This is a genomic window from Pseudomonas sp. NPDC086278, from assembly GCF_050280905.1.
Taxonomy (GTDB): Bacteria; Pseudomonadota; Gammaproteobacteria; order Pseudomonadales; family Pseudomonadaceae; genus Aquipseudomonas.
Genome location: NZ_JBNNWE010000027.1, coordinates 14,946 through 41,481 on the forward strand (window position 1 = coordinate 14,946; position 26,536 = coordinate 41,481).

Annotated in this window: 31 protein-coding genes; 14 read left to right on the forward strand and 17 right to left on the reverse strand. The window is 55.7% G+C overall.

All coding sequences use genetic code 11. The features are described 5' to 3' along the window. Positions 1-340 precede the first annotated feature (340 nt). The 5 genes from ACQKP4_RS11115 to ACQKP4_RS11135 form a co-directional block, all read right to left on the reverse strand. Positions 341-700, reverse strand: a complete 360-nt coding sequence (locus tag ACQKP4_RS11115) for a hypothetical protein (RefSeq protein WP_427633040.1) — start codon at positions 698-700, stop codon at positions 341-343. Next, a complete protein-coding gene (locus ACQKP4_RS11120) occupies positions 693-2,909 on the reverse strand; it encodes a VapE domain-containing protein (RefSeq protein WP_427633041.1) in 2,217 nt (738 codons plus the stop codon). The genes ACQKP4_RS11115 and ACQKP4_RS11120 overlap by 8 nt, the downstream gene beginning before the upstream one ends. Next, positions 2,899-3,126: a TraR/DksA family transcriptional regulator gene (locus ACQKP4_RS11125; protein ID WP_427633043.1), complete on the reverse strand. Its 228-nt coding sequence runs from the start codon at positions 3,124-3,126 to the stop codon at positions 2,899-2,901. Before ACQKP4_RS11125 ends, ACQKP4_RS11120 begins: the two co-directional genes overlap by 11 nt. Continuing rightward, positions 3,119-3,637, reverse strand: a complete 519-nt coding sequence (locus tag ACQKP4_RS11130; protein ID WP_427633045.1) for a phage regulatory CII family protein — start codon at positions 3,635-3,637, stop codon at positions 3,119-3,121. The genes ACQKP4_RS11125 and ACQKP4_RS11130 overlap by 8 nt, the downstream gene beginning before the upstream one ends. 330 nt (positions 3,638-3,967) lie before the next feature. After that, positions 3,968-4,228 carry a hypothetical protein gene (locus ACQKP4_RS11135; RefSeq protein ID WP_427633047.1) on the reverse strand — a complete coding sequence of 87 codons (261 nt, stop codon included), beginning with the start codon at positions 4,226-4,228 and terminating at the stop codon, positions 3,968-3,970. 79 nt (positions 4,229-4,307) lie between these two features. Between ACQKP4_RS11135 and ACQKP4_RS11140 the strand changes: the two genes are divergently transcribed. After that, positions 4,308-5,039 (forward strand): LexA family protein, encoded by a 732-nt coding sequence (locus ACQKP4_RS11140; RefSeq protein ID WP_427633049.1) that lies wholly within the window; start codon positions 4,308-4,310, stop codon positions 5,037-5,039. Here ACQKP4_RS11140 and ACQKP4_RS11145 read toward each other — a convergent pair whose 3' ends face one another. Together ACQKP4_RS11145 and ACQKP4_RS11150 are read right to left on the reverse strand one after the other, a co-directional pair. Then, a complete protein-coding gene (locus ACQKP4_RS11145; RefSeq protein WP_427633050.1) occupies positions 5,040-5,909 on the reverse strand; it encodes a hypothetical protein in 870 nt (289 codons plus the stop codon). 108 nt (positions 5,910-6,017) lie between these two features. After that, the gene (locus tag ACQKP4_RS11150) at positions 6,018-6,743 is read right to left on the reverse strand and encodes a hypothetical protein (protein WP_427633052.1); all 726 of its coding nucleotides are present in this window, start codon (positions 6,741-6,743) and stop codon (positions 6,018-6,020) included. A 328-nt stretch (positions 6,744-7,071) separates the two neighbouring features. Between ACQKP4_RS11150 and ACQKP4_RS11155 the strand changes: the two genes are divergently transcribed. Genes ACQKP4_RS11155 through ACQKP4_RS11185 form a run of 7 tightly spaced genes read left to right on the forward strand, consistent with a single transcriptional unit; the run spans position 7,072 to position 9,784 of the window. Next, entirely contained in the window at positions 7,072-7,662 is a 591-nt protein-coding gene (locus ACQKP4_RS11155; protein ID WP_427633054.1) for a hypothetical protein, read from the forward strand. A 10-nt stretch (positions 7,663-7,672) separates the two neighbouring features. After that, positions 7,673-7,957: a phage antirepressor KilAC domain-containing protein gene (locus tag ACQKP4_RS11160; RefSeq protein ID WP_427633056.1), complete on the forward strand. Its 285-nt coding sequence runs from the start codon at positions 7,673-7,675 to the stop codon at positions 7,955-7,957. A gap of 25 nt (positions 7,958-7,982) precedes the next feature. Beyond that, positions 7,983-8,123, forward strand: coding sequence for a hypothetical protein (locus ACQKP4_RS11165; RefSeq protein ID WP_427633058.1), 141 nt, complete (start codon positions 7,983-7,985; stop codon positions 8,121-8,123). Then, positions 8,116-8,433, forward strand: a complete 318-nt coding sequence (locus tag ACQKP4_RS11170; protein ID WP_427633059.1) for a pyocin activator PrtN family protein — start codon at positions 8,116-8,118, stop codon at positions 8,431-8,433. Before ACQKP4_RS11165 ends, ACQKP4_RS11170 begins: the two co-directional genes overlap by 8 nt. A 57-nt stretch (positions 8,434-8,490) precedes the next feature. Further along, on the forward strand, positions 8,491-8,910 hold the full coding sequence (locus ACQKP4_RS11175) for a hypothetical protein (RefSeq protein WP_427633060.1): 420 nt from the start codon (positions 8,491-8,493) through the stop codon (positions 8,908-8,910). Further along, positions 8,907-9,518 carry a hypothetical protein gene (locus ACQKP4_RS11180; RefSeq protein ID WP_427633062.1) on the forward strand — a complete coding sequence of 204 codons (612 nt, stop codon included), beginning with the start codon at positions 8,907-8,909 and terminating at the stop codon, positions 9,516-9,518. Before ACQKP4_RS11175 ends, ACQKP4_RS11180 begins: the two co-directional genes overlap by 4 nt. Continuing rightward, positions 9,515-9,784, forward strand: a complete 270-nt coding sequence (locus ACQKP4_RS11185; RefSeq protein ID WP_427633064.1) for a pyocin activator PrtN family protein — start codon at positions 9,515-9,517, stop codon at positions 9,782-9,784. Before ACQKP4_RS11180 ends, ACQKP4_RS11185 begins: the two co-directional genes overlap by 4 nt. Before the next feature lie 48 nt (positions 9,785-9,832). On the opposite strand, the gene ACQKP4_RS11190 is transcribed toward ACQKP4_RS11185, so the two are convergent. Both ACQKP4_RS11190 and ACQKP4_RS11195 read right to left on the reverse strand, forming a co-directional pair. Then, positions 9,833-10,114: a DUF3892 domain-containing protein gene (locus tag ACQKP4_RS11190; RefSeq protein ID WP_427633065.1), complete on the reverse strand. Its 282-nt coding sequence runs from the start codon at positions 10,112-10,114 to the stop codon at positions 9,833-9,835. A 71-nt stretch (positions 10,115-10,185) separates the two neighbouring features. Beyond that, positions 10,186-11,310, reverse strand: coding sequence for a site-specific integrase (locus tag ACQKP4_RS11195; RefSeq protein WP_427633067.1), 1,125 nt, complete (start codon positions 11,308-11,310; stop codon positions 10,186-10,188). A 102-nt stretch (positions 11,311-11,412) separates the two neighbouring features. On the opposite strand from ACQKP4_RS11195, the gene dusA reads away from it, so the two are divergent. The 5 genes from dusA (at position 11,413) to ACQKP4_RS11220 (ending at position 16,920) form a co-directional block, all read left to right on the forward strand. Beyond that, positions 11,413-12,432 carry a tRNA dihydrouridine(20/20a) synthase DusA gene (gene dusA, locus ACQKP4_RS11200; RefSeq protein WP_427633069.1) on the forward strand — a complete coding sequence of 340 codons (1,020 nt, stop codon included), beginning with the start codon at positions 11,413-11,415 and terminating at the stop codon, positions 12,430-12,432. Between the two features lie 573 nt (positions 12,433-13,005). Continuing rightward, complete coding sequence (locus ACQKP4_RS11205) at positions 13,006-13,746, forward strand: winged helix-turn-helix domain-containing protein (protein WP_427633070.1); 741 nt, start codon at positions 13,006-13,008, stop codon at positions 13,744-13,746. 25 nt (positions 13,747-13,771) lie between these two features. Continuing rightward, positions 13,772-14,365: a hypothetical protein gene (locus ACQKP4_RS11210; protein ID WP_427633072.1), complete on the forward strand. Its 594-nt coding sequence runs from the start codon at positions 13,772-13,774 to the stop codon at positions 14,363-14,365. A gap of 164 nt (positions 14,366-14,529) precedes the next feature. After that, positions 14,530-15,201 (forward strand): winged helix-turn-helix domain-containing protein, encoded by a 672-nt coding sequence (locus ACQKP4_RS11215; protein ID WP_427633074.1) that lies wholly within the window; start codon positions 14,530-14,532, stop codon positions 15,199-15,201. A 324-nt stretch (positions 15,202-15,525) separates the two neighbouring features. Further along, entirely contained in the window at positions 15,526-16,920 is a 1,395-nt protein-coding gene (locus tag ACQKP4_RS11220) for an undecaprenyl-phosphate glucose phosphotransferase (RefSeq protein ID WP_427633076.1), read from the forward strand. 143 nt (positions 16,921-17,063) lie between these two features. Here the strand turns inward: ACQKP4_RS11220 and ACQKP4_RS11225 are convergent, their stop codons facing one another. From ACQKP4_RS11225 to galE, 6 genes are all read right to left on the reverse strand, one after another. Then, positions 17,064-19,142: a YjbH domain-containing protein gene (locus ACQKP4_RS11225; protein WP_427633077.1), complete on the reverse strand. Its 2,079-nt coding sequence runs from the start codon at positions 19,140-19,142 to the stop codon at positions 17,064-17,066. Continuing rightward, the gene (locus ACQKP4_RS11230; RefSeq protein WP_427633078.1) at positions 19,139-19,900 is read right to left on the reverse strand and encodes a capsule biosynthesis GfcC family protein; all 762 of its coding nucleotides are present in this window, start codon (positions 19,898-19,900) and stop codon (positions 19,139-19,141) included. Before ACQKP4_RS11230 ends, ACQKP4_RS11225 begins: the two co-directional genes overlap by 4 nt. Beyond that, complete coding sequence (locus tag ACQKP4_RS11235; protein ID WP_427633080.1) at positions 19,897-20,562, reverse strand: YjbF family lipoprotein; 666 nt, start codon at positions 20,560-20,562, stop codon at positions 19,897-19,899. The genes ACQKP4_RS11230 and ACQKP4_RS11235 overlap by 4 nt, the downstream gene beginning before the upstream one ends. 10 nt (positions 20,563-20,572) lie before the next feature. Then, positions 20,573-21,688, reverse strand: coding sequence for a polysaccharide biosynthesis/export family protein (locus ACQKP4_RS11240; RefSeq protein WP_427633082.1), 1,116 nt, complete (start codon positions 21,686-21,688; stop codon positions 20,573-20,575). An 89-nt stretch (positions 21,689-21,777) separates the two neighbouring features. Next, positions 21,778-22,011, reverse strand: a complete 234-nt coding sequence (locus tag ACQKP4_RS11245; protein ID WP_427633083.1) for a hypothetical protein — start codon at positions 22,009-22,011, stop codon at positions 21,778-21,780. Positions 22,012-22,266: 255 nt separating this feature from the next. Further along, the gene (gene galE / locus ACQKP4_RS11250; RefSeq protein ID WP_427633085.1) at positions 22,267-23,283 is read right to left on the reverse strand and encodes a UDP-glucose 4-epimerase GalE; all 1,017 of its coding nucleotides are present in this window, start codon (positions 23,281-23,283) and stop codon (positions 22,267-22,269) included. 487 nt (positions 23,284-23,770) lie between these two features. Here galE and ACQKP4_RS11255 point away from each other — a divergent pair, with 487 nt between their 5' ends. Continuing rightward, positions 23,771-24,187 (forward strand): mannose-1-phosphate guanylyltransferase, encoded by a 417-nt coding sequence (locus ACQKP4_RS11255; protein WP_427633087.1) that lies wholly within the window; start codon positions 23,771-23,773, stop codon positions 24,185-24,187. Between the two features lie 116 nt (positions 24,188-24,303). Here the strand turns inward: ACQKP4_RS11255 and ACQKP4_RS11260 are convergent, their stop codons facing one another. Both ACQKP4_RS11260 and ACQKP4_RS11265 read right to left on the reverse strand, forming a co-directional pair. Next, positions 24,304-25,470, reverse strand: coding sequence for an SGNH/GDSL hydrolase family protein (locus ACQKP4_RS11260; RefSeq protein WP_427633089.1), 1,167 nt, complete (start codon positions 25,468-25,470; stop codon positions 24,304-24,306). Positions 25,471-25,497: 27 nt separating this feature from the next. After that, complete coding sequence (locus ACQKP4_RS11265) at positions 25,498-26,535, reverse strand: acyltransferase family protein (RefSeq protein ID WP_427633090.1); 1,038 nt, start codon at positions 26,533-26,535, stop codon at positions 25,498-25,500. Position 26,536: the final 1 nt, after the last annotated feature.

The window sequence follows — 26,536 nt, forward strand, 5'->3', positions numbered from 1 at the left end:
GCGAATACACCACCACGGCATTCTGTTGTTGCGGCGGTGTCCCATACGTCCCACTTTTCAGAATCGAAGTGGGACGCCTGAGAGCGCCTAAATTCGGGGTTTCGCCCCACTGTCCTACTTATCTTTCTTCTTTCTCGTGTAAAGGAAGAATTTTAAAGAACACGCGTTCGCGCGTAAGCGCGTAGTGCTAGCCCGCTACGCTTACACGGGCGGGAGGCACTACTAGGCGGGACGGTGGGACAACCCAACAACGACAAGGCCCGCACCTGTCCCACTGCATCAAAAAGCAGCGAGACAAGACGGGCCAGTAGGACAACCACAACCGGAGCGCTGCATGGGGTCACGCAGCCGCCCCCATCAGCACCCAATAAATCTGCAGATGCGCATCATGCAAACGCTGATAGTAAGTGTCGCGACCGCAACCGCAGTGGGCATACCGCAAGCGCATATCCACATCGAGCGTGCAGTAATGCTCACGCACCACTGCCACCAGCTGCGGTGCGAGGTGCTTGGTCACGATCAGCTCAATGTCCAACGAACTCTCCAGCGGCGCACGGAAGGCACGTCGCCCCCTGATCAGTTGCCCGTTGCTCTCCATCATCATGGCAACCATATTTCCCCCAGCCAGCCCTCCTTTTGAATGTTCCGAGTGCAGCTCCTGCGCCCATAACCGAAGCAGCGAATCGATCTCCTTAATCAAAACAAGGCTCCTCGAACGCTTCCCGCTGCAACGCCGATGCACCGCCCCACCCTGTTGGCTTCTTGTAAGCCCAAGGCCGCTGGCCGCTCTTCGCCAACGCCGGCAATCGAACACGCCGCCAGCCCAGCCGATGCATGATCGCGCCGACGCGCATCTGCTCCGGCTTGCCCCAATGCCCGAAGTCCAACTTCAACGCGCTGGTGAGCACGTCACTGCCGGTGGTGGTCTCGCCGATCTGCGACTCCTCGAGCCAGGTTAGAATCGGCCCTTCCCATTCATCCACAACGAAGCGCTCGTCTTGCTCCTCGCCGAACATCGCAGCCTCATCCAACGTCACCCACCAGAGATCGCCAGCGTCGTAGCAAAACACCGCCTCGGCCCACAGCTGATCACGCATCGAGCGCAACAGCTCCAGATCCACCTTGGTACACGCGACCGGCCAGTAACGCCGGTTACCGGTGGCGTCCTTCAGGTACTCGTCTTGGTTGGTGGTGCCCACGAAAACACACTGGCGTGGTACGTCCATTGTTCTGCGGCCGTAGCTCTCGCGGTAAGTGTCGGTGGACGCCGAAAAGAACTGCTTGGCCTTCGTGCTCTCAGCTTTGTTGAAGCTGTCCAGCTCGCCCAGCTCAACGATCCACTTACCCCGGATCGCCTGAAAGCCGTCCTTGTCACCCAGCGCAAACGGCGTGTCCATAAACCACTCGCCGCCGAGGATGCTCATCGCCGTCGACTTACCGGCGCCCTGCGCGCCTTCCAAAATCATCACCGAGTCAGCCTTGCAGCCGGGCTTCATCACCCGAGCAACGGCCGACAACATCCAGCGCTTGCCGACCTTCGACGAGTAATCGGTGGCCTTAACGCCCATGATATCGGTAAGCCAACTTTCAAGCCGAGGCACCTGATCCCACTGCAGCTTGCGCAGGTACTGCCGCACCGGATGAAACGCATGGTCATGCGCAACCACACTCACCGCCTCGATCACATGCGAAGCCTTGACCCGCAAGTTGTACTGCTGCGCGAGCCACTTCATCACCCGCACATCATCAATGTCCGCCCAATCGCCCGTGCCGCCGCCATAAGGTGCCGCACGCAGCTTGACGATCTTCGAACTGAAGGCGCTGTAACTAATGACCCCGGCCCAACGCTCATCATTGGCCAGGATCAACTCGACATTTTGCATGTGTGCGATCAACGCGCCGCTTTCACTACGGGCCAGCATGTCCTTCCAGCCACCAGCAGCCGGCGGCTTGACCACCGCCAACACCTGACGGCGCACCGCCTCCAACCCTTCCGCAACATGCAGGTCGTTGAAGTCGGTCCACTTGGCTTCCCGCTCACCGGAAAAGATCGGCGCGGCCACCTGACCACCGACAATCAGCGCCGCGTTGTTCGCTTTCTCTTCACCGGGGTTCCACGCATCGCCATTCGGCTTGGTGGTCTTCCAGTCATCGTCCCGGCAGATGATCAGCGGACAACCGGCGAAACGCTCGCGCATGGCCTTGCAAACCACCAGTAAATTGCCCGCGTCAAACGCAACGGCTACGGTCAATGACGTGGCCATATGCAGGCTTGCGCCGGTCGCGTAACCCTCACACACCAGCACCGGCTCGCCCGGATCCGGGTGCGGCCCGATCAGATGGAAAGCTCCCTCTTTCGACATGCCATAAGGCCAATAGGACTTGTCGCGACCGGTGTCCTCTTGCTTGGTCGGGAACACCACCTGCAGGCCGACAATCTCGTTGCGCACGTTGCTCATTGGTACCAAAAACGCCCCGGTGCGCGGTGCATACCGAACGCCGAAACCGACGATCTGCTTGCGATCCAGATAGTCGCTACGGCCCTTCTCGGGCATGCGCTTGAACATACCGGCCGCTCGCTTGGCCGCACGACGTGCCGCGTTGGCCGAGATCTCAGCCGCGCGGCGTTTGGCCTCTTCCTGCCGAGCACGCATGACCTCGCGCTCTTCCGGCGACATCCGCCCGGCCTTGACCTTGATCTTCTGAGACTCGCCCGAACGCCAGTCACCGAACGCACCGAAGATCAGCGTCTCGCCTTTCTCGGTGCGCTGCTCATGAACGACATACCAGCCGTTCTTTTCCTTGCCCTTGTCTTGCGTCGTCTTGCACCGGGTCAGCTTGCCGAACACCAGCGGCTGCGCAGGCTCAAGGCCGTAGTCCGCGAATTGCCCCAACACTTCATCGAGCATGGATGGCCTCCATGATCTCCTCGACCTCCTGGCAGCTCACACATTGCGTGCAGCCAGGAACAGCTAAACGCCGTCCCTTGGGGATTGGGCTGTCGCAGTTTTCACAGAATAGAAACGAATGCGCCGCCAATGCAGGTTTAGCGGCGTTGCGTGCAGCGAGCGCCTGATCGATACGCTCTTGCACCAGGTCATTTGCGAAGTCAGCAATGTCAGCCACGATCAACACCCCGCGTCATCTGGTTGACATACGTGGCGCGGTTGAACAACCCCAACAGCCCCTGAATCCCACGGAACACCTGTAGCCGAATCGCGGCCAGTTCCTCATCGGAAACAACTCCGTCGCCAATGCTCTTGGCCCAGGTATCCGCCAGATCCGCGACCTGCCGGAAGTACTCGGCAATCCCGGTGGTCAACGTCTCGGGCATGTCATTGGTGTACGCCTCGGCCAGCTCCTGCCAAGTCGTATCACCGACCAAGGCATGCACCGCATCCAGAATGCGGCGATCCTTGGTCAGCTCCAGAATCTCGCCGAACTCTTGAATGTTCACCGTGTGACTGGGATGGGTTGGGGACAGCTTGTGTTGCAGCGTGGTCGCATTGCGGCCGGTGGTGGCGGCGATGGCTGCGGCGCCGCCGGGGTAGTCCCGAGCGGCATGGTAAAGCGCGAGATCGAGCGGCAAAACTTCCCGCTGCGCCCGCTCAACAGAACTCAGAGCAATACGGCTCATGGCATTAATCCTTGTAAGTTGCCAGTGCCGCGCGACATGCAGTGGTGATACATTTGCCGCGTGGCTTGAAAGGGCCCAAACGCCGGCTAGATCTTCGGGATCGATACCGGCACCGTGCCGGGGCGAGCAATCCGTTGCTCACCCCTGGCGCAACAGCTGCCCAATCTGTGGTGGAAAAGGCAGCAACCCAAGGCCTCCAAGCCTTGGAAAAGCGCGATAAAGAGTGGTGGTTGCATGTGGTGTGCCCGCCTTTCTTTATCGCGACCCGACAGCGCTGTGGTGGTGCGTGCCGGGAGGAACTGGGCGACCTTTGGGTCGCCTTTTTTCTTACTACGCTGCAGCTTTTTGAGGAGCGGAAGAATTCAGCAGCCAAGCTGCTTGAAAGGCGTTGCCTTTCTGCTGTGCAGCTGTCGCCAGCAACTCGGCGTATTTGGTTTCACCTGTGTAATCCGTTCGCGGCAGGCATGCTGTCTGACGCCATTTGTTCAACGCCTGATAACTTCTATTGCATACCTTCGCGGCGGCCCCAATGCCGCCTACGGCTTCAAACGCGAATGCAATCGCGTTAGGAAAATCTGCGGGATCCAGCATGACAACCTCCATTTATCAACTCGTGGTTGATGTTATAGATCAACTGACTATTGCGCAACCTTTGTGAGACGCTCAACTCATGGTTGATAAAAATACTCTCCGCGCAGCTTTCAGCGAGCGCCTACACGATGCCCTCGACGATGCCGGCGTACGCAAACGGGGTCGTGGCGTGGACATCCACCGTCAGTTGAAAAGCATGGGAGTCGATAAAACCACGCAAGCCATCAGTAAGTGGCTCAACGGTGAGGCAATTGCAGAAGCAGATAGCGTGGCGGCGCTCTGCTCGTGGCTGAAGGTACGCCGGGAATGGCTTGAGTATGGCGTCTTACCGAAAGAGCTATCAGCAGAAAACAACGTTCGTCAGCTGGTCGTAGGCGACGAAAATAACGTCCGCGAAATAAATCATCGCTTTGGTAAGGTTCCGCTGATTTCTTGGGTACAGGCCGGGGCTTGGTGCGAAGCAATTTCGAATTTTGAATCTTGTGATCCCGATTCGTGGCTATCATGCCCTGTTCCGATCAGTATCCACGGTTACGCGCTGAAGGTCCTTGGAGATTCAATGACTAATCAAGGCCCAGGTCGCAGTTATCCAACTGGGTGCATTATATTTGTAGATCCTGAGGCTGAAACAAAAACTGGGGACAGGGTCATAGCGAGACTGCCAAGAACGAATGAGGCAACATTTAAGGTTTTAGTGGAAGACGCTGGCCGGCAGTATTTGCGACCAATAAACCCTCAATACCCCATAATAGAAATTACCGAAGAAACGCACATTTGCGGTAAAGTTGTCGGCTCATTCATACCTGAATAACTAAATCCGTAACAAATCGACGTAACTCTCTAAACTCCCTAACTCAACATTGATCGCTTCAAGTTCCGCTGTAGGAGTTTTTGGAACCCATACTGCTCGATACTCGTTTTGATAGGTATACTTAAAGTGCTTGCACATATAGAGATCTATATCCGACTCCTCGCAATTCAGGGGATCAACGTACTTTACTGAAGAAGCAGATGGCAAAAAACCGGGTAGTCTTTCGTTGACCGCACTCAATAGATCGCGGATAAACCTTGTAGGCTCCTTGATAACCAAGCAGGCATCCGCCTCAAAATCATCATACTCCCGCAATGTATAATCCGTAGCAAAACAGACTACATAGTAATTTGTATTAGACACCAACTTCTTGTCCAGCCGGCCAAATGCTTTAAGCGAATTTTGCGCCCCCCTAAATTTCACTCCCATTGTTCTTTTCGAAATTGTAAATGAAAGCTCATCATCTCTAACTGCGTTATTTAGAGAAGGATCATTATAAATAGATGCTGGTGCAATTCGAAACCGCCCCCTAATCAATGACTCAAATAGGTATTTGTATTTACCAAATTTATAGAGAGCAAGGGTTGGCACTCCCCCTATCGCATCGATTGCAACTTTTGACATCGGTGGCGCAGGAAAGGTCGGTGACACCATATCTGCACCTTTGACGAAACCACTTTTGAATCCGTTTGGATATGGACCATATCGTAAAGCAAACTCCTCCAGAACATGAGTCCATGCAACCATCCAATATTTACCTTCGGCGTTAATCTCTCGAAAGCTGATCTGTCCTTCGGGAGACAGAATCGTGAGATTACATAAAATGTCATTACACCGACTCTCTAATTCTTCAGAACTTAAAATACTCATGTAGCGATTATTTCTGTATTGTAGCCGCCACATATCAGAATTCCTTATTCCGCTCATATCTTCCTCTCTTAGCCATCACACTAGCAAATTCAAACAAGCCACGGACAATCAATTCTTCACGACAACACTGACACTTACCTCTCCCATCGCAGTTAGCCTGTCATTTACCGACTTTATATACTGAATTATCTGACGATCATAAATATCGATATTCCTCATATTATGCGCAGATATCTCATTATTAAACTTAAGCAACTCCAGCTCATTAAACGCACCTCCATCCAAAGCCGGCCGAGCAGAAGCAGCAACTCTTATTTCGCACTCAATTATTTCATTTGTGATCATTAAGCTTTTCTTAGCCTCCTCACTCATAGAGCATGGTGAAGGCTTACTTAAGTCGTCTGGTTGCACTCCTGCAATAAGCATATTTGTATTTATAAGCTGCGCTGCCAGATCAGCGCCAAAATATCGTTCGATTTTATAGTGCATTACGATCATATCCCTACGCCACTTGTCTTTTCTCACTAAATACGGACGGTAGTATTTATCAAAAAAATCCGGCCAATCCTTACTCGTATCTACTGCTTCATTCAAATCTTTTATGTCCTGCAACCCGGAATACATAAGAATCGTTAACTCATCAGAAACTTTGTGCGCCTCTGAAATCAATCGATCATGACGAGTTGTCTCCCACTGATGATTGTATGTGATCAACCCCCCGACAATTGTTATCAATACGGATATTAGGGCTACTAAGGGGCCAAGTAATTGTATGTAAAACTGTATTTTTTGGGATTTTCTGGCGACGTCGCAATTGCACTTCACGGCATCCATTCGATCGTTACTCCTAGAAAATTAAAACTCGTAGTGATGGCAAAGCGCATCCTAACGTGTCATCAAGTCAAACCAAAATATCAACCAATAGTTGACATAAGGCTATCATCAGTTGATATTTGCCCAACTCTTCCACCACAGAGCGAGGCAAAACCATGTACACCACAGCAACCTTGCACGTCCACCCAGCCGCTGCCAACCCCCTCCAAATCTTTGAGATTCGCCGCTTAGCCCGCGAGTTTGGCTGCGTATTTGTCACTACAAAACCGAAGCTGAAAGCACGTGTCACCCCAGCCCCATTCGATCCGAACGGCGGAGGGCATGCAGCATGATCAAATTCAAAATCGACAACCGCACCCTGCAGTTGCTCAATGCCCAGGTCAACCTGACCGAGACCTTCAACCACGTACTCCGGACAGCGCCCAAGCGCGAGTGCCTGGCGTTCCGTCTCAAGGTTGAACGTGGCACAACGGAAAGCACTTTCGTCATCGAGCTGGGCTGCGAACGCCACACGCTAACCCTGCGGAACGACAAGAAGATGCATCTCAAGCTGGCCGATTTCATTGAAGAGATTGCCAACGGCCCATTCGACGCGAGCAACACCAGCGACTTGGCGCACCGACCGCATGCAAGCCGTGTATACGGGCGCTTTGAAGTTTCGGACAAGCAACGCGTGTTCGAGTTGGTACGCACCGGAGGTGTGCTAAGCCTCGACATAGGCTTCGACTATCCCCTAGTTGTCGCGCTTCACCGCACTCAATTGCGCTCAGGTGTCACCACCATCCTGAGCATCGGCAACAAGAGCCCGCACACTCGGTGTTTCACCGTGTACGGCAGCGATGTCGAGATCTACGGCAAGGTCAGCGAGTCCATCAACCACCTTGCTGCATCGGCAACACCTGCCGCACATGCGGCGTGAGGAGGACGCCATGGAACGCACCCTCGCCCAAGCCGCAACCCAGCTCGGCCTAACCCGGCCCAAGCTCATCGCTCACATGCGGGAAAAAGGCCTGCTCACCGATCGGAACCTGCCGGCCTACCCTAACCGTGATCGGGACTACCTGCGGGTCAAGGACGGCCAGTGGTACCACGACCAGCTCGGCATGCAGTACAGCCAGTCGACCAAGGTGAAACAACTTGGCATCCACTGGCTGGCGGAAAAGTTAGGCATCGACCTACCTGCCATACCGACAGATAACCGTGACGTGGCCTAGGGAATACGCCCGCCAGATCATCGCCATGCGGACACGAGAGGAGCGCAACGCCGCGCTCCTCGAAGTGCCCGAACATCTGCGCGAGCTGACCAAACGGCACTGCCTGAACGCCTGGAACCACCCGGCCAAAACACAACGCAAGGAGGCCCAACAGAGCCATGAGTAACACAGCACAAAACCCGCTCCGCCTGCTCCCGGCCCCGGAGTCAGCCACCGTCGAATTGCTCTACCGCATTTTCGGCGACGTCCTGATCCCGCTCGACAAAGTGCGCGAGCAGTACTTCCGCAACCTCAACGAGCAATCGTTCGTCGCCGAGATCAGCAGCGGCCGCATCCAGCTCCCCATCACCACGCTGGACACCAGCCGCAAGGCACCGAAGTACGCACACATCCGCCACGTCGCTTCACTGATCGACATTCGCGCCTACAAGGCCGACGAAGACATGCAGCGACAGCAGGACAACACCACCGAATAACAACCAAAACCGAATGGCTGCCACCACCAGCCAAAGACATCACCAGGAGCACACCACATGACTGCAATTCAGATCTGCGCACTCATCGTTCTAATCGTTTTCGCCGGACTACTCGTCTGGGCAGGCTACTTCATGGGCCATAGCGACGGCATGTCCGCTGGCATGAAGGAAAGCGACGAGATCCAGCGTGCCGAAAGCGCCAAGACGGTTCGTGAATTAAGGGCATCTCTAGACTTCATCAAGGCTGACCACACCCGCTTGTCGCAACACTGCAAACGTCTGCAGATAGCGATGGCATTCGGAGGCCCCGAGCGCTTGGCACTGCTGGAAATCGCCGAGAAACTTCGCATTGCCGCCGAGACATTCAGTGCATTCCGCACAGGCAAAAAACTGGAGCGCGACACTCGCGTACTGCGCGACCGAGCTCTCGACATGGCTGAGCAACTGGCTTCCTTTGATGTGGGAGACGCCGCTTGAACGAGATCCTTACCCACTCCAACACCCACCGCGACACGGCATACGCCTCACCAGCGGCAGACGAACCAGCGCGCAATCGAACGACGGAGGAAAGCGGCATACAAATGGACCAGCACAACACCCAATCCATGACCGCTTTGCTCTGCGAAGCAGTGAGCGTCGACACGCTAGAAACAAACAGCCTCTGCTGCGCAGCAGCAGGCATTATTGCTCCTTCCAGCAGCACCACCGAGGCGCTTATACCCCACGAAAAGCTGCGCGAGGCAGCCACACCCAATGCAACGCTGATCGCTAAAAACCGCCCGCCCGCGCAGCCTGCTGTGGGGTGTACGCACACTGACAGCAACTCAGAAAGCCCTTCACAAGTAGCCGTCGACGAGATGCAGATCGACGAGCGCGCTGAGTTCGAGAAAGAGTTCCCAGTGCCCGAAGGTCTGAAGTACTGCACCCAGCGAGGTACGTACATCACCGCACCAGGCGCGAAGACATCCGACTCGTTCGCCCGTGAGCATTACGCGTACCGGGCCGGCTTCGCCGCATGGAAGCGCAGAGCGTGGAAGCACGCCGTACTCGTCGCCCAACAAGCTGCAGGAGAGGTGTTGCAATGAATACGCTTTTTCTACTGATGGCTCAGTACGATGGGCAAGCTGTCATTCCGCTTGACCAGGTATGCGCGGATTACATGCATTTGACCGTGGAGAAGTTCAAGCGAAAACAACTGGACGGAGAAATTGATATTCCAGTGGTGCGCATGGGGGCAAACTCCCAAAAAGCAGCGCTTGGCATTCACTTGAAGGATCTGGCGGACTACATTGATCGGCAGCGGGAAAAAGCTATGAAGGAACAGAACCAGTTAATGGGCAGGGCAGCGTAGCTGCATTGAAAACGTCCTAGTGCGCAGGCGAACACTAGGACGTTTGGTTTACACTTTCTCTGTAGGCAAGCTTTCCAAATTATCTTTCTCTGTACCATTGGCTACAGTTCGCAGGAAATCATTCTCGAAATCCACCACCTTCGCGCCGGTCACCCACTTCTCTCCACGCTTGAAATACGTGTTGAATGGAACGCCCTGCCTAATCAACTGGGTCACAAAACGAATTGGAACCCAATCCCACTTACCGCCTTCACCTTTCCCAAAAGCCGCTACTGCAACGATATTTCCACTGCTTTTATCGACTCTGATCTTATGAATATAGAATTGCATAGTAGCTTCCTTGAATATTAGTTTTCCCTGCAACATCCATCTTGCGGCGACTATTCATATTTTCAATAGCACTAGACCAAATTCGCAGGCCTTTTGCCATGCTCACCGCTCAGCACCTGCCTCAACCATAGGTTGTCCTTATACCGATCACCTCTGCCGCGCAGGTGCGTATAGCGCCTCAATGAATTCCAATCCCTGTGTCCTGAGACGCTCGACACCCTGGGGATATCCCAGTCCATCTCAAACAGCCGGCTTACCCCTTCGTGCCGTAGGTCATGGAAATGCAGGTCTTCAATCCCCAACATTGGGCAAGCTCGCGTGAAAGACGCCGACACTGACCTGGAGTTGTAGGGAAAAATCTCCCTCTCGACCCTGGGCATGGTGTGCAGGATCGCCCAGGCTTCATCAGGCAGATGACACCACACGTCATTACCGATTTTCTGTCCTGGGTTTTTCATATCCCGCACAAGGACAGCCTGCTGGGCGCAGTCGAGATCGTCCCAGCGTATCCGCGTGATTTCTTCTTGCCGGCGGGTTGAGAAGAGCGCGAAGGCGATCAGCTTCGGCATATCGATCTGCGCTTTGCGGCGCGCCTGCATTTCGAAGAAATGCCCCATTAACTTATCCAAATCTTCCAAGGTCGGCCGACGGTTGCGCTCTTTGCTCTTGCTGACCATGCCCAACTTGCGCAACACCTTGCGCGCATCCGACATGGCCAGCGGGTCGACCTCATAACCCCACGCTGGTCGCGCCACCGACAGCACCGCCCCCAAGTGCGACAGATCATTGCCGACTGTCTGCGCCTGAACGCCACCACCCTCTTTGCCCATCCGCCACTGTGCGAACTCGACCAGCTTCTGACTGGTCAGTGCCGAGTCATCGAGTTCACCCAGCCAAGTGTCCTTGATCGCGTTCAGCGTGGCATTTTTGGTCTTGCCCAGCGGCCGGATCTTTTCGTACTCGTCCAAGTATTGCTCGATCATCTTCTTGATCGTCACGCCCTGGCGGTTTGCGCGCTCGATAGCACCAGGTTCGGCCAGCTCCGTCTCCCTGCGCTTGATCCAGGCCTGGGCGACCTGCTTACGGTCGAAGGTTTGGCTTTCCTGATAAACTGTCCTACCGTCCCGATTAATCCGTATCTGCGCCGTGTAGGCCGTCGAGTTGTCCTTGCGCTTACGTGAAGTGATCGTGCCCATTTCCAGTTGCTACATTGCTGAAGTCGATTGCTACATTGTAGCAACCGACTTCGAAAAACAAGAAAAAATGGGTAAAAACCGCTGTATAAAAGATCAGTACCAATGAAATTCAAAAAAGCTGAAGCCCCTTTAAATACTAGCTACTCCCCTCCTACGCTGTCCCGGCGCTTCAGTGTGGCACCGATGATGGATTGGACTGACAGACATTGTCGGTTCTTCCTACGCCTGCTCTCCAGACACGCCCTCCTCTACACCGAGATGGTCACCACCGGTGCGCTGCTGAATGGCGATCACGAGCGTTTTCTGCGCCATAACGAAGCCGAGCATCCGTTGGCCCTGCAACTCGGCGGCAGTGTCCCGCTGGACCTGGCCGCCTGCGCACGCATGGCTCAGGAACACGGATACGACGAGGTGAATCTGAATGTCGGCTGCCCGAGTGATCGGGTGCAGAACAACATGATCGGCGCGGTGTTGATGGGGCATCCGCAGTTGGTGGCGGATTGCGTGAAGGCGATGCGCGATGCGGTGTCGATTCCGGTCACGGTGAAACATCGCATCGGGATTAATGGGCGCGACAGTTACGCGCAGTTGTGTGATTTTGTCGGGACGGTGCGCGATGCCGGGTGCACCAGTTTCACCGTGCATGCGCGGATTGCGATTCTGGAAGGGTTGTCGCCGAAGGAGAATCGGGATATTCCGCCGCTGCGGTATGACGTCGCGGCGCAGTTGAAACAGGATTTCCCGGAGCTGGAGATTATTCTCAACGGCGGGATCAAGACGCTGGAAGCCTGTCACGAACATTTGCAGACATTTGACGGCGTGATGCTGGGTCGTGAGGCGTACCACAATCCTTACGTGATGGCCGAAGTCGATCAGCAACTGTTCGGCAGTACGGCGCCGGTGATCAGCCGGGCTGAGGCATTGGCGCAGTTACGTCCTTATATAGCGGCGCACATTGACGCCGGTGGTTCGATGCACCACATCACTCGACATGTGCTGGGGTTGGGCACCGGGTTCCCAGGGGCACGCAGGTTCCGGCAGTTGTTGTCGGTGGATATTCATAAGGCTAAAGAGCCTCTGATGTTGCTGGATCAGGCGGCGGAATTGCTCGAAGGGCGTTAATTCCGTTAGTACCAGGCAAATGCCGCGTAACTGTGACTTGCGATTGACGTCCATTCATTACTTTTAATAGACAAGAAAGCAGAACGATAGGTGTCAACAAAGGCAAAACCTTTCAAGCATTGTTTATTCATCGGGCAATTACAGGCCTATATTAAGTCCACGCAAACCACATACTCAATATATGTTATTAATCGTCCAGTTCACCAACCAACAGCAGCTCAAGTGCTCGATGATAAACCCCCGCAAGACAAAAATGTGACGGAGTGCACATATCGTTATTTTTCGAGCGCCATTAGCACAATATCGGCAGGGAAGAAAGTGATGGCCTTTTGAGTACAAATATCGATCGCAATAGATTCAAAATGATGGCACAGTTTCATAGTGCCACCATCTAGCGACGCCATTTCTTTAGTTGAGAGGCGCGTGTTAAGCAACTAAGCCTCCGAAACCCTTTGTTTATGTTAGAAAACTCCAGGGCAGCGGGCAAAATCCGTTTAAATGTTACCAATTGTCAGTCACAGATGAGAACCGGTGCTTTAACATCCCGATGTCAGCACCTATTTGAGTCAAGGCATGATGCTTACCGGGAAATCAGCGACTAAAAGCCAGCGCCCGACAACTGACGAGCCTGGTGTTCTCACATTGGGCCGTACCCGCGGCGTGGCCGAGAACTTTAGAGCATTAGTCGCAAGGCATGTGCACTCTGATATAGCTCTTGATGCTAGCACCTACACTAATTCATCTAAAAAAAATGAATACCCGGACTTGTATCGCGCCATATTTATTATTATCGACGCCCCACAGGCACTGGATGAAAGCCTCGCGCTGGTGGAAAGCCTCCGTTCTGCCAACTTGAATCCGATTATATGCGCCGTCATCACGGGCCGAGGCGCCTACAACAAGATGAAGTATTTTCTTGCCGGAGCCGACTGCTGCATTAAGCTCAATACGCTTTCCGAAGAAAATGCCGAGTTGCTGTCCGATTTTTTCAGCAGCGAAGAATGGCAACGTGAAGTCAACCTGGTGCTGGACCCGACCCGTATTTGCTTGCTGGGCACTCGCAAGAAACTGGACATCTCGTTTGCAGAAATGAAAATTCTGGAGGCATTTGCGCAAACCAGTAATCACATACTAAGCCACGATGAAATTGCCAGAATAATGGGTCTGAACGTTAACTTTTACGACCCGCGCGCTCTGGAGAAATCAATCAGTCGTCTTCGCGGAAAAATTAAAGACATGTATGGCGCCAATGCCATTCAGAGCATCCGCGGGTATGGATACCGCTTGATGAGGGGTCTGATTTCGACCACCTGAATCACCTATGGAAAGGAGTTGTTGCATGAATGCGACTGGTGGCATCTCAACCGCAAAGGCCTGCCGACGATGGTTGAAGGCAAGCGATACCTGTCTGCAACGGAGTGATATTGCGCAGTCTCATACCCTTCTCGCTCCGCTGTCATGGAGCACGCCCAAGCGCTTAACGGGCGATCCTTGCAATGCATTGAAACAAATCAATTTGAAATGCTCCCCCTCGGACGGTCGCCGTTCGAACATCCCCAAAAAAAAATTGAACCGAACGATCCTGCGCCTGTCCGAACCAAGCCAAACCAAATTCACACTGACTGCACCGCCAACACGGTCTGGCAACAACGTGCGCGATTGCGGCCATCCATTGGCCATGTCACGCGATGAACTACTATTCTGGGAAGTAGATTCCAAATATAAAAAAAACCTTGTTAATGACATGTATCGCTTTAAAGATCATGGTATAGAAATCGTTGTGGATGAAGACAACCCCCAACGGGAAGCGCTAACAAGCTTCCGTACTCCAACTCTGTTAAATCGCACTAAGGCATCGATTTTATCCCTGGACCAGTGCTTAAAACTCAGTGGCAATCCTGAGCTTTCAATCAACTCCATGAACGTATGGTGACACTGGACCACAACAACAATATTTATTTTATTGCCGATCGAGTAGAGCATCTAGAGAGCCATTCATTGGCCCGGGCACTGCCCTTTGCTTACTGCCAAGGGAGCTATTACTCCCCTGCCGATCATCTTTCAACCGAACATTGGTGAGCACTTTAGGAGAGAGACGTGGAAATCAGTACAACCCTCCCCAGAAAATATTTTGTCGTCGTGACTCATAGCACAACATCCCAGCGTGAGCTCGAGACCATCCTGTCCAGCGAGCGTTTCAATTCGTTTGGCACCTCCCAGGCACAAATGTTTATCGAAGATGCCACCCCGCCTTCTTCCGGCCCCCTGCTGATGGAGTTCACCTACCCAAGCGTGACGAGGAAAAATGTTGCGCACACCCTCGAACATGAAACACAGAAAATACTTGCAACGCTCGAAGCGGAATGGTTGGCGGCGCAATCCGTTACTTGCAGCAGTGTCACGCCAACGCCAGCCGATTTCGCGGACATGCCCCGACAAAGCGAGTGTGACGCTCCCTACAGCGAAGTTTGGCAACTCGACAACGATCAAAGCGTATTGATCAAAGAGAACGTCGAGATAACCCTTACCGGATTGGAAGCCACCCTCCTGAAGAAGATGCTCGATCACGAGGATCGTGTCGTCAGCAGGGACGATCTGATTCTAAGCATCGGCAGGGAGCCGGAGCAGTACCGTGGCCTGGAAATGTGCCTCAGTCGGTTACAAGACAAGTTTAAAAGTGCCAGTAAAGGTGAGCGGTTATTTCGCGCGGTGAGAAATCGCGGTTATTGCCTTATCCAGGAAGTCGTCTCAGACACACACCCCGCCTGACCCTCGCTTGAAACAAACGGATGACAGTGCGATTACAATAATAAAAAGTGCACTTCGTTTGCCTCCCCTGCCCTTTTACTTCCTCAAGCCAACATCGACCTTTTCTAACAGTCGACACTTGTTGTGTTTGAAAGTTGGCACTGTGCCATCTTGTTAGAACTCGTCAGACAGCGCCCTCATCGATAAATTAGTCTATTGACTGACGACAGTTCGACTATTGAAGTTGTTAGTTACAGGGCATTCGTTAAAACAATAATACATCCTGCTAAAACAACTCGAGTCTCGACTGTCGATACCTGAATGGACGTCTTTTGGGGACATCGCATGGATCTTACGCTTCGTATCAATCGGAACACCGGCCTCAAGGGACTTACCTTTTGGGGGCAATGGGCGCTGGCGCAAGGCTTTGTCGTTTCACTGTTGTTCATACTCGCGGAGCAACATTCCGGAACAGTCGAGTTCTATTATCGAGTGTGCGCGACACTGACAGTGCTCGCCTCTGTTCCGGCGTATACGTTCAGTGGCGTATACAGAAAACGAGACGACTACCTGACGGGGCTGGGCCGCCTGTTTATGGGCTGGTCCATGACCATGGCTGCGTTGGCCTGCATGGCATTTATCTGCAAGGCTAATGAGCTGTTTTCGCGGCAGGTCATTCTCAGTTGGGCGGTATACGGTTTCCTCGGGCAGGCGCTGCTCTACGCGCCCTTGCATGGGTTCTCAAAGTACTACCAGCGGTCAAGAAAAAGCGCGCATCGGACCCTGATCGTCGGGACGGGTGAGTTGGCGCTGGGCCTGGCTAAAAAATTGAGCAGCCTCGAGAACCTGCCGTTGGTGGGGTTGGTCAGCACGGGCAGCGTCGCCGCGCTGGCGCCGGACGCCCCGCGCATTGTGGGCGCACAGGAAGAGTTGCTGGAGCTGATCCGCGTCCATGACATTCGGCGCTTGTATATCACCCTGCCGTTGAGCGAAGCGGCAAAAATCGAAGCCATGTATGTCGATTTGCTGGGTGCCAATGTCGACGTAGTCTGGGTCCCGGACTTGAATTGCCTGACGTTGCTCAATCACTCGGTCAAGGTCGTGGATGGTCTGCCAGCGATCTATTTGAATGAAAGCCCACTGACCAGCCAGCCCACCGCCGCGTTGAGCAAAAGCCTGCTGGAAAAAGGCGTGGCACTGCTGGCAATCGTTCTGCTGAGCCCGGTGCTGGCGATCATTGCGCTGTGCGTGAAACTTGGTTCACCCGGCCCGGTCCTGTTCAAGCAAGACCGCCATGGCTGGAATGGCAAGGTGATTCAGGTCTGGAAGTTTCGCTCGATGCGCATGCACGACGACCTTGAGGTCAGGCAAGCCAGCCGCAATGACTCGCGCATCACGCCCGTAGGACGCTTCATTCGTCGCACCTCGCTGGATGAATTGCCGCAACTGTTCAACGTTCTGCAAGGGCATATGGCCCTGGTCGGCCCGCGACCGCATGCTGTCGCCCATAACAACTACTACTCGGGGAAAATTCTCGCCTACATGGCGCGTCATCGAATCAAGCCGGGGATTACCGGGCTGGCACAAATCAACGGTTGCCGCGGTGAGACGGACACCCTCGATAAAATGCAGAAGCGTGTCGAGATCGACCTCAAGTACATCAATAACTGGTCGTTATGGCTGGACCTGAAAATCCTGGTGAAGACGCCTTTCACCTTGCTCTCGAAGGACATCTATTGATGTTTTGAGCGCTAAAGAATCACCAGCACAAGGGGACGAGAGTCCCCTTTTTCGTGGCTGTGATTCAGGGTCAGGCACCGGGTCTGCGAGCAGGACACGAACAGGCGATCGACAAGACGTGCAGCCCTGTAGATCGCCGACCGTTACTCAGTGATCTTCTCGAAGTTGCGGTAGAACATGTCGTTGTCGCGGCTGTCGGTCATCGAGTGCAGCTGGAAGCTGCGATTGAGCCGTGCGCCACCGTCCCGAGTCAGCGGCGACCAGACGAGGTTGGCGCGGCGCATGGTCGACATGCTCATCATTTCATCGAACGGGATCGACAGGTACAGGCCCTTGTCGAAGCTACCTTCGCCATATTCGGGGCCAGTGGCGGTGGTGATCGTCGCCCAGGCGCCGAACCGCACACCATTGGAGAACTCTCGCGAGAGATCGACCGTGGTGCCCCAATCGCCTGCCAGATAGCGTCCGACGCTGACGGCCGCGAGCGTGTCGTAGGGCAAGTCCGTATAACCGGTGATGTGGCCTGTGACCACCGAGTAGTCCCGCAGGCCAAAACCTTGGTCGAATTCGCGTTGACGCACGTAGTTCAGGTCGGCCCCGACCGACCAGCGCTGGCCTTGTGGGCGAAACAGAACCTCGCCGCCAACACCGGCAAACATCGACTCCAGATAGCCGCCGTAGACCATGCCATACAGGTCTTTGTCCAGCTGTTCGGCGTGGCTGAACTGAAATAACGGCATGGTCACTTCGGAGGTTGTCAGGTACTGGCGCAAGTCCGTGCGAACCCTGGGCAAACCACTGGGCGCGTCGTAGTCAAAACCGTCGAAGTTGTTCAGCAGATTGGCGCTGAGCAGGCCGCTCCACCAGGTGTTGCGGTTGAAGCGATACTCGGCGTCCGCGTCTGCGCTGAACTGATAGAAGAAGCCGTCAGGGCCACCGACGTTCTGTTTGAAACCCAGCCCGGCGCCGTAACTGAAGGGGACGAGCGCTTCGGTGTAGAGCGTCTTCTCGTTATGCGGCATCGCCGGATTCGTCTCGGTGGTGCGATGCAACGCTTGCAGTGGCTGCTCATGGTTGAGCACTTCGCGAAAGGTTTGCCGAGGCAGGCTGGTTTCTTCCAGAGGCAGGCCATAGCGTTTGTTCACTACGGTGAACCACTCAATCTGCGCGTCGACGCTGTTGTCCAGAATCCGGCTCGCCCGCCCGACTGCTTTGGCCGAGTGAAAATATCGGCCCTGCTCGCCGTAAACGATCAGCTCCGGACCGCGCTGGCTGATGCGCTCGACCTTGTAACCGGCGTTTTGCTGCAAGCGGCGAGACACCTCCGGCCAATCGACCTGATCCATCGCAACGGCCGGCATCTTCGCCGGCAATGGTTCCGCTGGCGGATCGAAGCGCTTGGCCGGCGCCTTGCGGCTGACGAAGTTGGTGTGGAAAGTGAGGCCGAACATCGCGGTGTTGCCCCGCTCCCAAGCCGCGCTGAGGTCCAGCGAGTCGGTCACTTTGAACACGGCGCCAAGGTTGATCGGTGAGTCCTGCTTGATCACGTTGTCCTTGGGCTCGTGTTTGTAGTCGTTGCCCTCGTACTCGAGCTTCACGCTCAACCGGTCCCACGGCGTCTGGTAGGTCACGCCGCCGAACAACGACGGCCGGCCGCGAAAATAGGCGCCGGCGTTAACATCACCGGTGCCTTCCATGTTCGGCCGGCTCTTGAAACGATCGTCGACCCAACCCGCCGGGTTGTCGAAGTCGCCGCGATTACCCAGGTAACCCCAGGCAACGCCGGCACTGAAATCAAGATTGTCGTAGCGCTTGCTGGCCACAAGGAATTCACTGGAGAACAGGCCGGTACCGCCGATGTCTCGAAACCCCAGCGCCACGTCAGGCGCCCAATGTGTTTCTTGCCACAATCGGACTTTGAGATCGACCGCCTTGTCCTTGTAACTCTGGTTGCCACTCAACGACTCGGGGCCGTAGGGACGGTTGGTGATGGCGGTGTAGCGAAACGCCCCTTCCAGCCAGTCAAACGGTTGCAGCGCCACGCTGTAACGACTGTAGGGCTCGGTTCGGTTGGCGTTCACGCTCAACTCGCCGGCCGGGGACATTCTGGCGGTCGGCGTCTGCCACAAGCCGACACCACCGAAATCATTCTGGGTCAAACGTGGCTCCGCCTGGGCCAGGCCACAGGGCAATAACAGCACCGCTGCAAAACGTAAATTCAACGAACCACCTCAGCCAGTTGCGTGGCAAGAAATTCGGCCAACTGCTGATTCAGCTCAGGTATAGGCGGATCAAGATCATCATTTTTAACCGGCACCAGGATCTTGCTGCCGGCTGCCGGGAACTGTCCGCTCTCCCGATTCCAGGGCGCGATGCCGACCTGGCGAGTGACCCCATTGGGCTGGATCAGCCACAGGTAATCGGTGTCGGCATCGGCAAGCGCCGAGCACTTGCGCAGATAATCCCGTGCTTGCTGCAAAGCGACATAAGGCAGCCGGCACGGTTCGACGACAGCGCCCAGCACTTCAACTTCGTTGACGCGCAACGGATAGATGAGGCGATCGCCATCGCCCAGTTGAACGTTGAGGGCGAACCCGACCTCGATGGCCACCGGGTCCAGAACCGTGACCTGCCGCCCGGTGACCGGCATGCGGCTGACTTGCTCGTACAGACGCTGCGCGAGCGCCGCCCGGCCGGGTCTGTCAAAGATCAACGCTTCACGCTGCAAGACCTGCAAATCGAACAGCACACCGGTTTTGAGCCGGGTCTGCTCGTCCAGCAACGACTGGCGCAGCAACGCGGCGGCCAGCCAGTAACTTTCGGCATTGGGCACGGCTGCGCTGATCACGTCCGACAACCGCCCACCCGGTGGCAACTCGACCGGCCCCGGGTTGAGCACGTCGCCGGTGACGGTAACCGTCGCGTGGCTCACGCTTGAGATCAACAGCAGGCACGCCGTCAGAAACGGCACCCGCTTCAATGAGAGAACCTGCGTTCAGAAGTCAATTGCACGATCTTGACCCGCAGTCGCGTGGTCAGTTGCTGTTCACTCTGCAAGATGAAACCGTCAACGGGATCGACCCAATAACGATTGGTCGAACGCAGGCCAATGGCCGGGGCGTCAATCTGTTCATCGACACGTAGCACGGTGTATTCCTTGTCGAGGATTTCGAGGGTTTCCATCGATTTTCGGGAGAAGCGACTGTTGACGGTCACGCCCACTTCGCTGCCTTGATAAAGGTCGATCCAGCGTTGGCTGGTGTAGCCATCAGGCAGCGTTTGCAGGCCTTGCTTGAAGGGTGATGCTGGCGCCAGTCGCGTCCCGTCCAGATCGCCATCGAAGCCCAGGCCGATGCTGCGCACCGCGAGTCCGTCGCGCAGCAACAGCACCTGTTTGCCGGAAGCCACCCAGAACTGCAGGTCGCCCCGTTCACGCACCATCGCCAGCACCCCGGAGCCGGAAGGCGTGGTCAATGTGAGCTGGGGAAACTCGACCCGGGCCACTTGGGCCGGCGTTACTTGCAACTCATCGGGCCCGCCCACTGCCGCTTTCAAGTTAATGAAAGAGGCGTTCATCAACGGATTACATCCACACAACAACACGGCCGCGATCAAGCAGACGCCAGCATTCAACGTTTTCACAGACCTGACCTTATTTGCCGTTGTCCCGGACTTCGCTCAGGTTCTTCGCCGAGGAAGCACCGACACCGAGGATGGCGGCCGACGGCACCAACTGGCTGATGAAGCGGTTCCAGCGAGTCACGTTGGCCGGACCGACGTAGACGATGTCTTGCGGCCGTACATTGAAGTGCGTGGCGAGTGCCATGGCGGTCGGCGACTCGGCTTGCAACTGGTAGATTTTCGCCGGTTCGACATCAAGGTTTTCCACCCCGCGAATCACGTACACCGCATTACCGTTCGAGGTGGTCTGGCTCAAGCCGCCGACCGAGCCCAGTACATCGGACAGGTTCATGGTGCCGGTCTTGAACGTCAGCGCACGGGGCTGATTGACTTCCCCCATGACGTAGATGCGCTTGTTGTCGTTGTACGGCAGGTACAACTGATCGCCACCCTTGAGGTAGACGCTCTGTAACTCGGAATCCTGGTGATTGAGTGCGTCGAGGTCCAGCGGATACACCCGCCCGTTGCGCGTCAACAGCAGACCGGACAAATCCGCATTCGCCGGATCGATTCCGGCGGAACCCAAGGCTTCGACCACACTGAGCGGGTTGGTGGAAATCGGTTGCGGACCGGCCTTCGCTACGGCCCCGGACACCACCACCTTCTGACTGGCGAAGCGCAACACCGCGACGTCCACTTGCGGATCGGCGATAAAGTCCGACAGCCTTGCGGCGATGTCCGCACGCAGTTGCTGGATGGTTTTGCCGGCCGCCTGGACTTCTTTGATGTAGGGGTAATACAGCGTGCCGTCGGACCGGACCAGACGACCGTTGGCGTCAATCTGCTGTTGTGCGCCAGAAGGCGCCGTCAGCTCGGGGTGATCCCAGACCGTGATGTACAGGACATCGTTGTTGCCGATGCGGTACTCCGCAGGTGCCGCCAACAACTCCGCCGGCAGCGACGTACGTTTCTGTGTGGCCCGGTCCATCGCGATGAGCTTGGGGGTAATCGGAATCAGCTCGACGCGACTGCTTTCACTGGCGCCCTGGCGCGTGATATCGCTGGTGCTCAGGTATTGCCCCGGGGAAAACATGCAACCTTGCAAAGCGATACTTGCCAACATTAAAAAAGGAAAACTACGAGTCATAATGGCACTACGCTATTCAAGGGCAAATCTAAACAAGGTCACCCGACTTGCATCGGGCGACCTTGTATTACACCTACAGAGTTTTTCAGTTACTGGGTGCCGGTAGTTCCGGTAGTGCCGGTGGTCCCGGTTGTACCGCCGTTGGCGTTTCCACCGCTATTGGAAGCGGCCACTGCACCCGCCACCATTGCCGAACTGGCCGACACCGCTTGAGCAGCGGCGACGGTCCCCACGACATTAGTGGCAAGTGTCAGCGGTGCTTCCGCTGCAAACGCCCAGTTGCCGAACATCGATAACAAGGCAACGGCCATCACTTTTTTCATATCAACTCCTTTCTAACATTCGACCCTGTTAAAAAACCGGGTAGTCCGTCAGAGGTGGACATATCAAGCCGCAAAAAGTGCGAGCAAGATCCGCCGTTCAGACACAGTCGAACTTGACCGATTACTGTCGAACGGCGGGGTTTATATCTACGGATTTGACCGGCTTATTTCCAGACTAATTTCCCGACGATACTTAACATTCCAGCCGTTTTATAACATCCGGCAGAATAAGTGCTTGCGGCAACAGCGGCGAACTTATCCGAGGTATCCCTTGGGATGATTCGATTGCCAGCGCCAGGTGTCTGTCATCATTTGCTGCAAACTGCGCGTAGCCTTCCAGCCCAGTTCACGGGCAGCCTTGGACGGGTCGGCCAGACTCTCGGCGACGTCACCCGAGCGCCTCGGCAATATTCGATAAGGCACTGGCCGTCCCGACGCCTGCTCAAACGCTTGCAGTACTTGCATCACGCTGTAACCGTCGCCTGTGCCCAGATTCCAGATGTTGATGCCGGTGCGTTGGGCAATCGACTGCAAGGCCTTCAGATGCCCGTCCGCCAGGTCCACGACATGGATGTAGTCGCGCACACCGGTGCCATCGGCGGTGGGGTAATCGTCGCCGAAAATCGACAACTCCTTCAGGCTGCCAACCGCTACCTGACTGATGTAGGGCACCAGATTATTGGGAATTCCGTTGGGGTCTTCACCCAAGTGACCACTGTCATGAGCGCCGATCGGATTGAAGTAGCGCAGGAGCGCAATGCTCCAGCACGGCTCTGCGGCGCACAAGTCTCGCAACAGATTTTCGACGATCAACTTCGATTGGCCGTAGGGATTGGTGGGGCTGCCGGTAGGGACATCCTCACTGATCGGCATCTGCTCCGGTGCGCCATAGACCGTGGCCGACGAACTGAACACCAGGCGAAACACTCCGGCGGCGGACATCGCCTGGCACAGCGTGATGCTGCCGCCGACATTCGCTTCGTAATACTCCAACGGCTTGCGCACACTTTCGCCGACCGCTTTGAGCCCGGCGAAATGCAGGACCGCATCAATGGAGTGCTGCTTGAAAATCCGGTCCAGTAACGCTCTGTCACACACATCGCCATGAATCATCAGCGCACTTTTGCCGCAGATGGCTTCCACGGCGTGCAGCGCAGCGTCGGAGCTGTTGCAAAGATTGTCCAGAACCACCACTTCAAATCCCGCTTCAAGTAGCGCAAGCGTAGTGTGAGAACCGATATACCCGGTGCCCCCCGTTACCAGAATTTTCATAGTGCGGTCCATAGTCGGGTCGTGAAAGGCTCAATAACTTGCGCAGTGCCTTGTTTAAACAGGCGGAGAAAACCGCACTGCATCTACAACAGGGGCGACAACAACAAGGCGTATAACGAGTTCAACCACCACCGACTTTTATTTATGTCGAGCAGGCAGTTATAACGGCTACTTATTTAGCACTCTGTAACGACCACGACCATAACCGGACACCGACGAAAAATAACTAACAAACCACACCCTGACAACTCATAACATTCACTTGTTATAACCGCACTGATAATTGCTATCAACGCGCCATCTCAGGTATTAACGTAGTTGCTTGACCGAGAAACTTCCACCCCCGGCTTACTGCAATTATCTGTTGGCTGTAATTCATGACTAATTTTTGTTACGAACACTTGTACCTCAACGGTCTTGAACCGGACTGCCCCACTCATCGCTCACACGCCACAACCATCGCTCACTCTTCCATCAGGCAGACCCTATGAACATCGCAAAACACTCGGCAGACATTGAACGCGAGGTGGGCAACGTCGGGATGATGGCCTGGTTGTCACTGAATCCGTCGTTGCCCTGCCCCGCCGAAACCTGGCTGGGCTCCATCCTGATGGTGGAACGCATCGGCGTGTTCCCCTCGTCCGGGGAAATCCGACGACCGATTCTCAACCCCGACGCGCTCATTGCTCATTTGAAATCAACGTTCGGCCAGCAGGCGCTGGACATCGATGAACGCGACGGGCTGAAAGTCATCTTCAGCGATTGGCGATTCCGGGCGCGCATTCCCGGCAGTGACCCAGCGATCGTCATCACGGTGGAAACCCGTTGTGATCCGCAGCTGATGCCGCTTAAGACTGCGGAATTGTTGGCTCATCTGCAGCAGTTCGAGAGTGACCCGCGCTGAAGCCGAATGCGGAGGCTCACCTGTGGCGAGGGGGCTTGCCCCCGTTGGGTCGCGAAGCGACCCCAAAACCGCCAACCGCCAACCGAATTGGACAAAACAAACCCCATCCAACAGTTTTACAACTGCTCAGCCGAACGAGGGCTAGCCCCCTCACCACAAACTGCACTGCCCCCGCCGACGATCAAACGATACAGATAATCCGCGATCACCCGCCCGCCCGTTCCCGGGATCGGGTGAATGCCGTCCGGGCCGATCATTGGCGTGGGCCCGCCTACGGCATAGCGCTTGAAGTCAGTGCCAAACGCACACTGCATATCGGCGTAACCCAAGTGTTCCGCCCGCGCCCAGGGTTCCAGGAGTTTGGCGTAAGCCGACATCGGATAAGCACTTGAGCGTGTGGTGTCCTGGCGCAGGATCAGGTTGATGCTCGCCGCCGGGTGAACCTCGCGCACCATCCGCACCAGACCTTGAATGTTCGCCAGATACGTTTGCGGTTTCACGCCAAACCCCTGGTCGTTGCCGCCGAGCATGATCAGGTAAATGTCTGCCGGAATCTTCGACACCACCGCTTTCCACTGCGCCTGCCACGGGCCATCGCTGTGGTAGAAATCAGCGGACGCCGCGCCGGAAGCCGCGAGCTTGGAGACCCTGACGCCCGCCTGATGATTGCTCAGCCACAGGCCGAACAGGGTTGGCGCGCCTTTGACCACCTCAAGCCGGAACGCCCACTGCGCCGTGTCTGGTGCGCCAGACAATGGCACCGCCTGGACACCTGAATCGTCGATTTTCAGTGAGTGCCAAGGGTCGGACGCCGTCCAGCGGTAGCGCACTTCATTGGATTTTCCGTCGCCCAGGTAGAGTAATTTCGCCTGGGCAATGGACGTATCAACGCTGGGCGTAGGGCTCGCATCGATCTCCAGATAAGCGCCGGGCCGGCCGGTAACGGTGCGACTGTCCGGGCTGGCCTGACCGAGACTGGACACGGCCCAATCACCGCCGAAGTACTTTTCACTGCTGCGGGTGTACTTGTAATGTGTGCCGCCGAGCGCCGCGCCGTGGTTGAAGCCGACATAACCGGGCCCGGCGAAACCCGCCTCACGGGTGAGTCGCTGCACGAGTGTGTTCAGGTAAAAATCCTGTCCGGCACTGTAGCTGTCGCCGATGACCGAGATGGCCAATACCGTCCCCACTTTTCCCTCGCGCCATTGCGCAAACCGTTCGCGAGCGTCACCGATTTCGATCACCGAAGCCGGGACAGGATGCACGTCATCGACTGCCAGCACGCGTCACTTCCTTCATCACTACTCTCATCAGGCTTGCGCCAGCGGAACCGCGACAGCCGGCGGTTTTCTTCGGGTTGCCCGCTCACCCAGAAACAGCAACGACGTGACGGTGAATCGGCTGAAGAGACTCGCCAGCAGCACCGGCCCGAGTAAACCGCAGACCACGCCGCTGAGTACCAGAACACTTTCATCGTCGACGCCCAGGCGCGCCAGCGCGAATCGCGAAGCGGCGGCAAACAGCACGTGAAACAGGAAAATCGCGTAGGAATAGCCGCCGAGCCAGATCAGCCATCGCGCCTGCCAGTTGCTCGACAGCAACGCCACGCACGAGACACAGCCAACCAGCAATCCGACCAGGCTGCGGCGATCGACAATCAACTCACGATCCAGCGTCGCCACATACAGCAGCACCAGCGCGATCAACACGAACACCAGCGGCCCGATCACCTTGAGCGTCTGTCGTATCTCGTTGACCTTTTCATGGCCAATCATTCCCATGACAAAAAATGGCAGCAGGTAGATCGCACCGTTGATGCCGAATGCATCAACCGCAAACGGCGGCAGCAGAAACACCCCCGCCGCGAACGCCAACAGCACGTACAAGCGCGTCGCCGTCTGCAACAGACCGCGCCACTCCAGCACGCCGACAAACATGAAAATGATGAACACCGCCTGCAAAAACCAGAAGTGATTGACCGGTATGTAGAACGACAACAGCGCATCGACCACGCCGACGTCTTTGTTCACGCCGGGCCCGACGGCCTGCAGCACCGAGAACGGAACGCCGACGCAAAACAGCGGCACGATAATCCGCCTGACCTTGCCGACAACATAGGCTGGAAAGTCATTGCCCCGGATTTTGTAGATGGAATAGATGTAGCCCGAGATGAAGGTGAACAGCGGCATGCGCACGTACACCATCGAGTCGGCGATCACCCGGAACGGCGAACCCAGGTCGATTTTCAAACCGCCGCCCAAGGGCCCGATCACGTGATACAGCACCAGCAGCAGGCAGGCCAGGCCGCGCAGGGTTTCGATCTCCAGCGACTTTTTCTTGCTCGACATA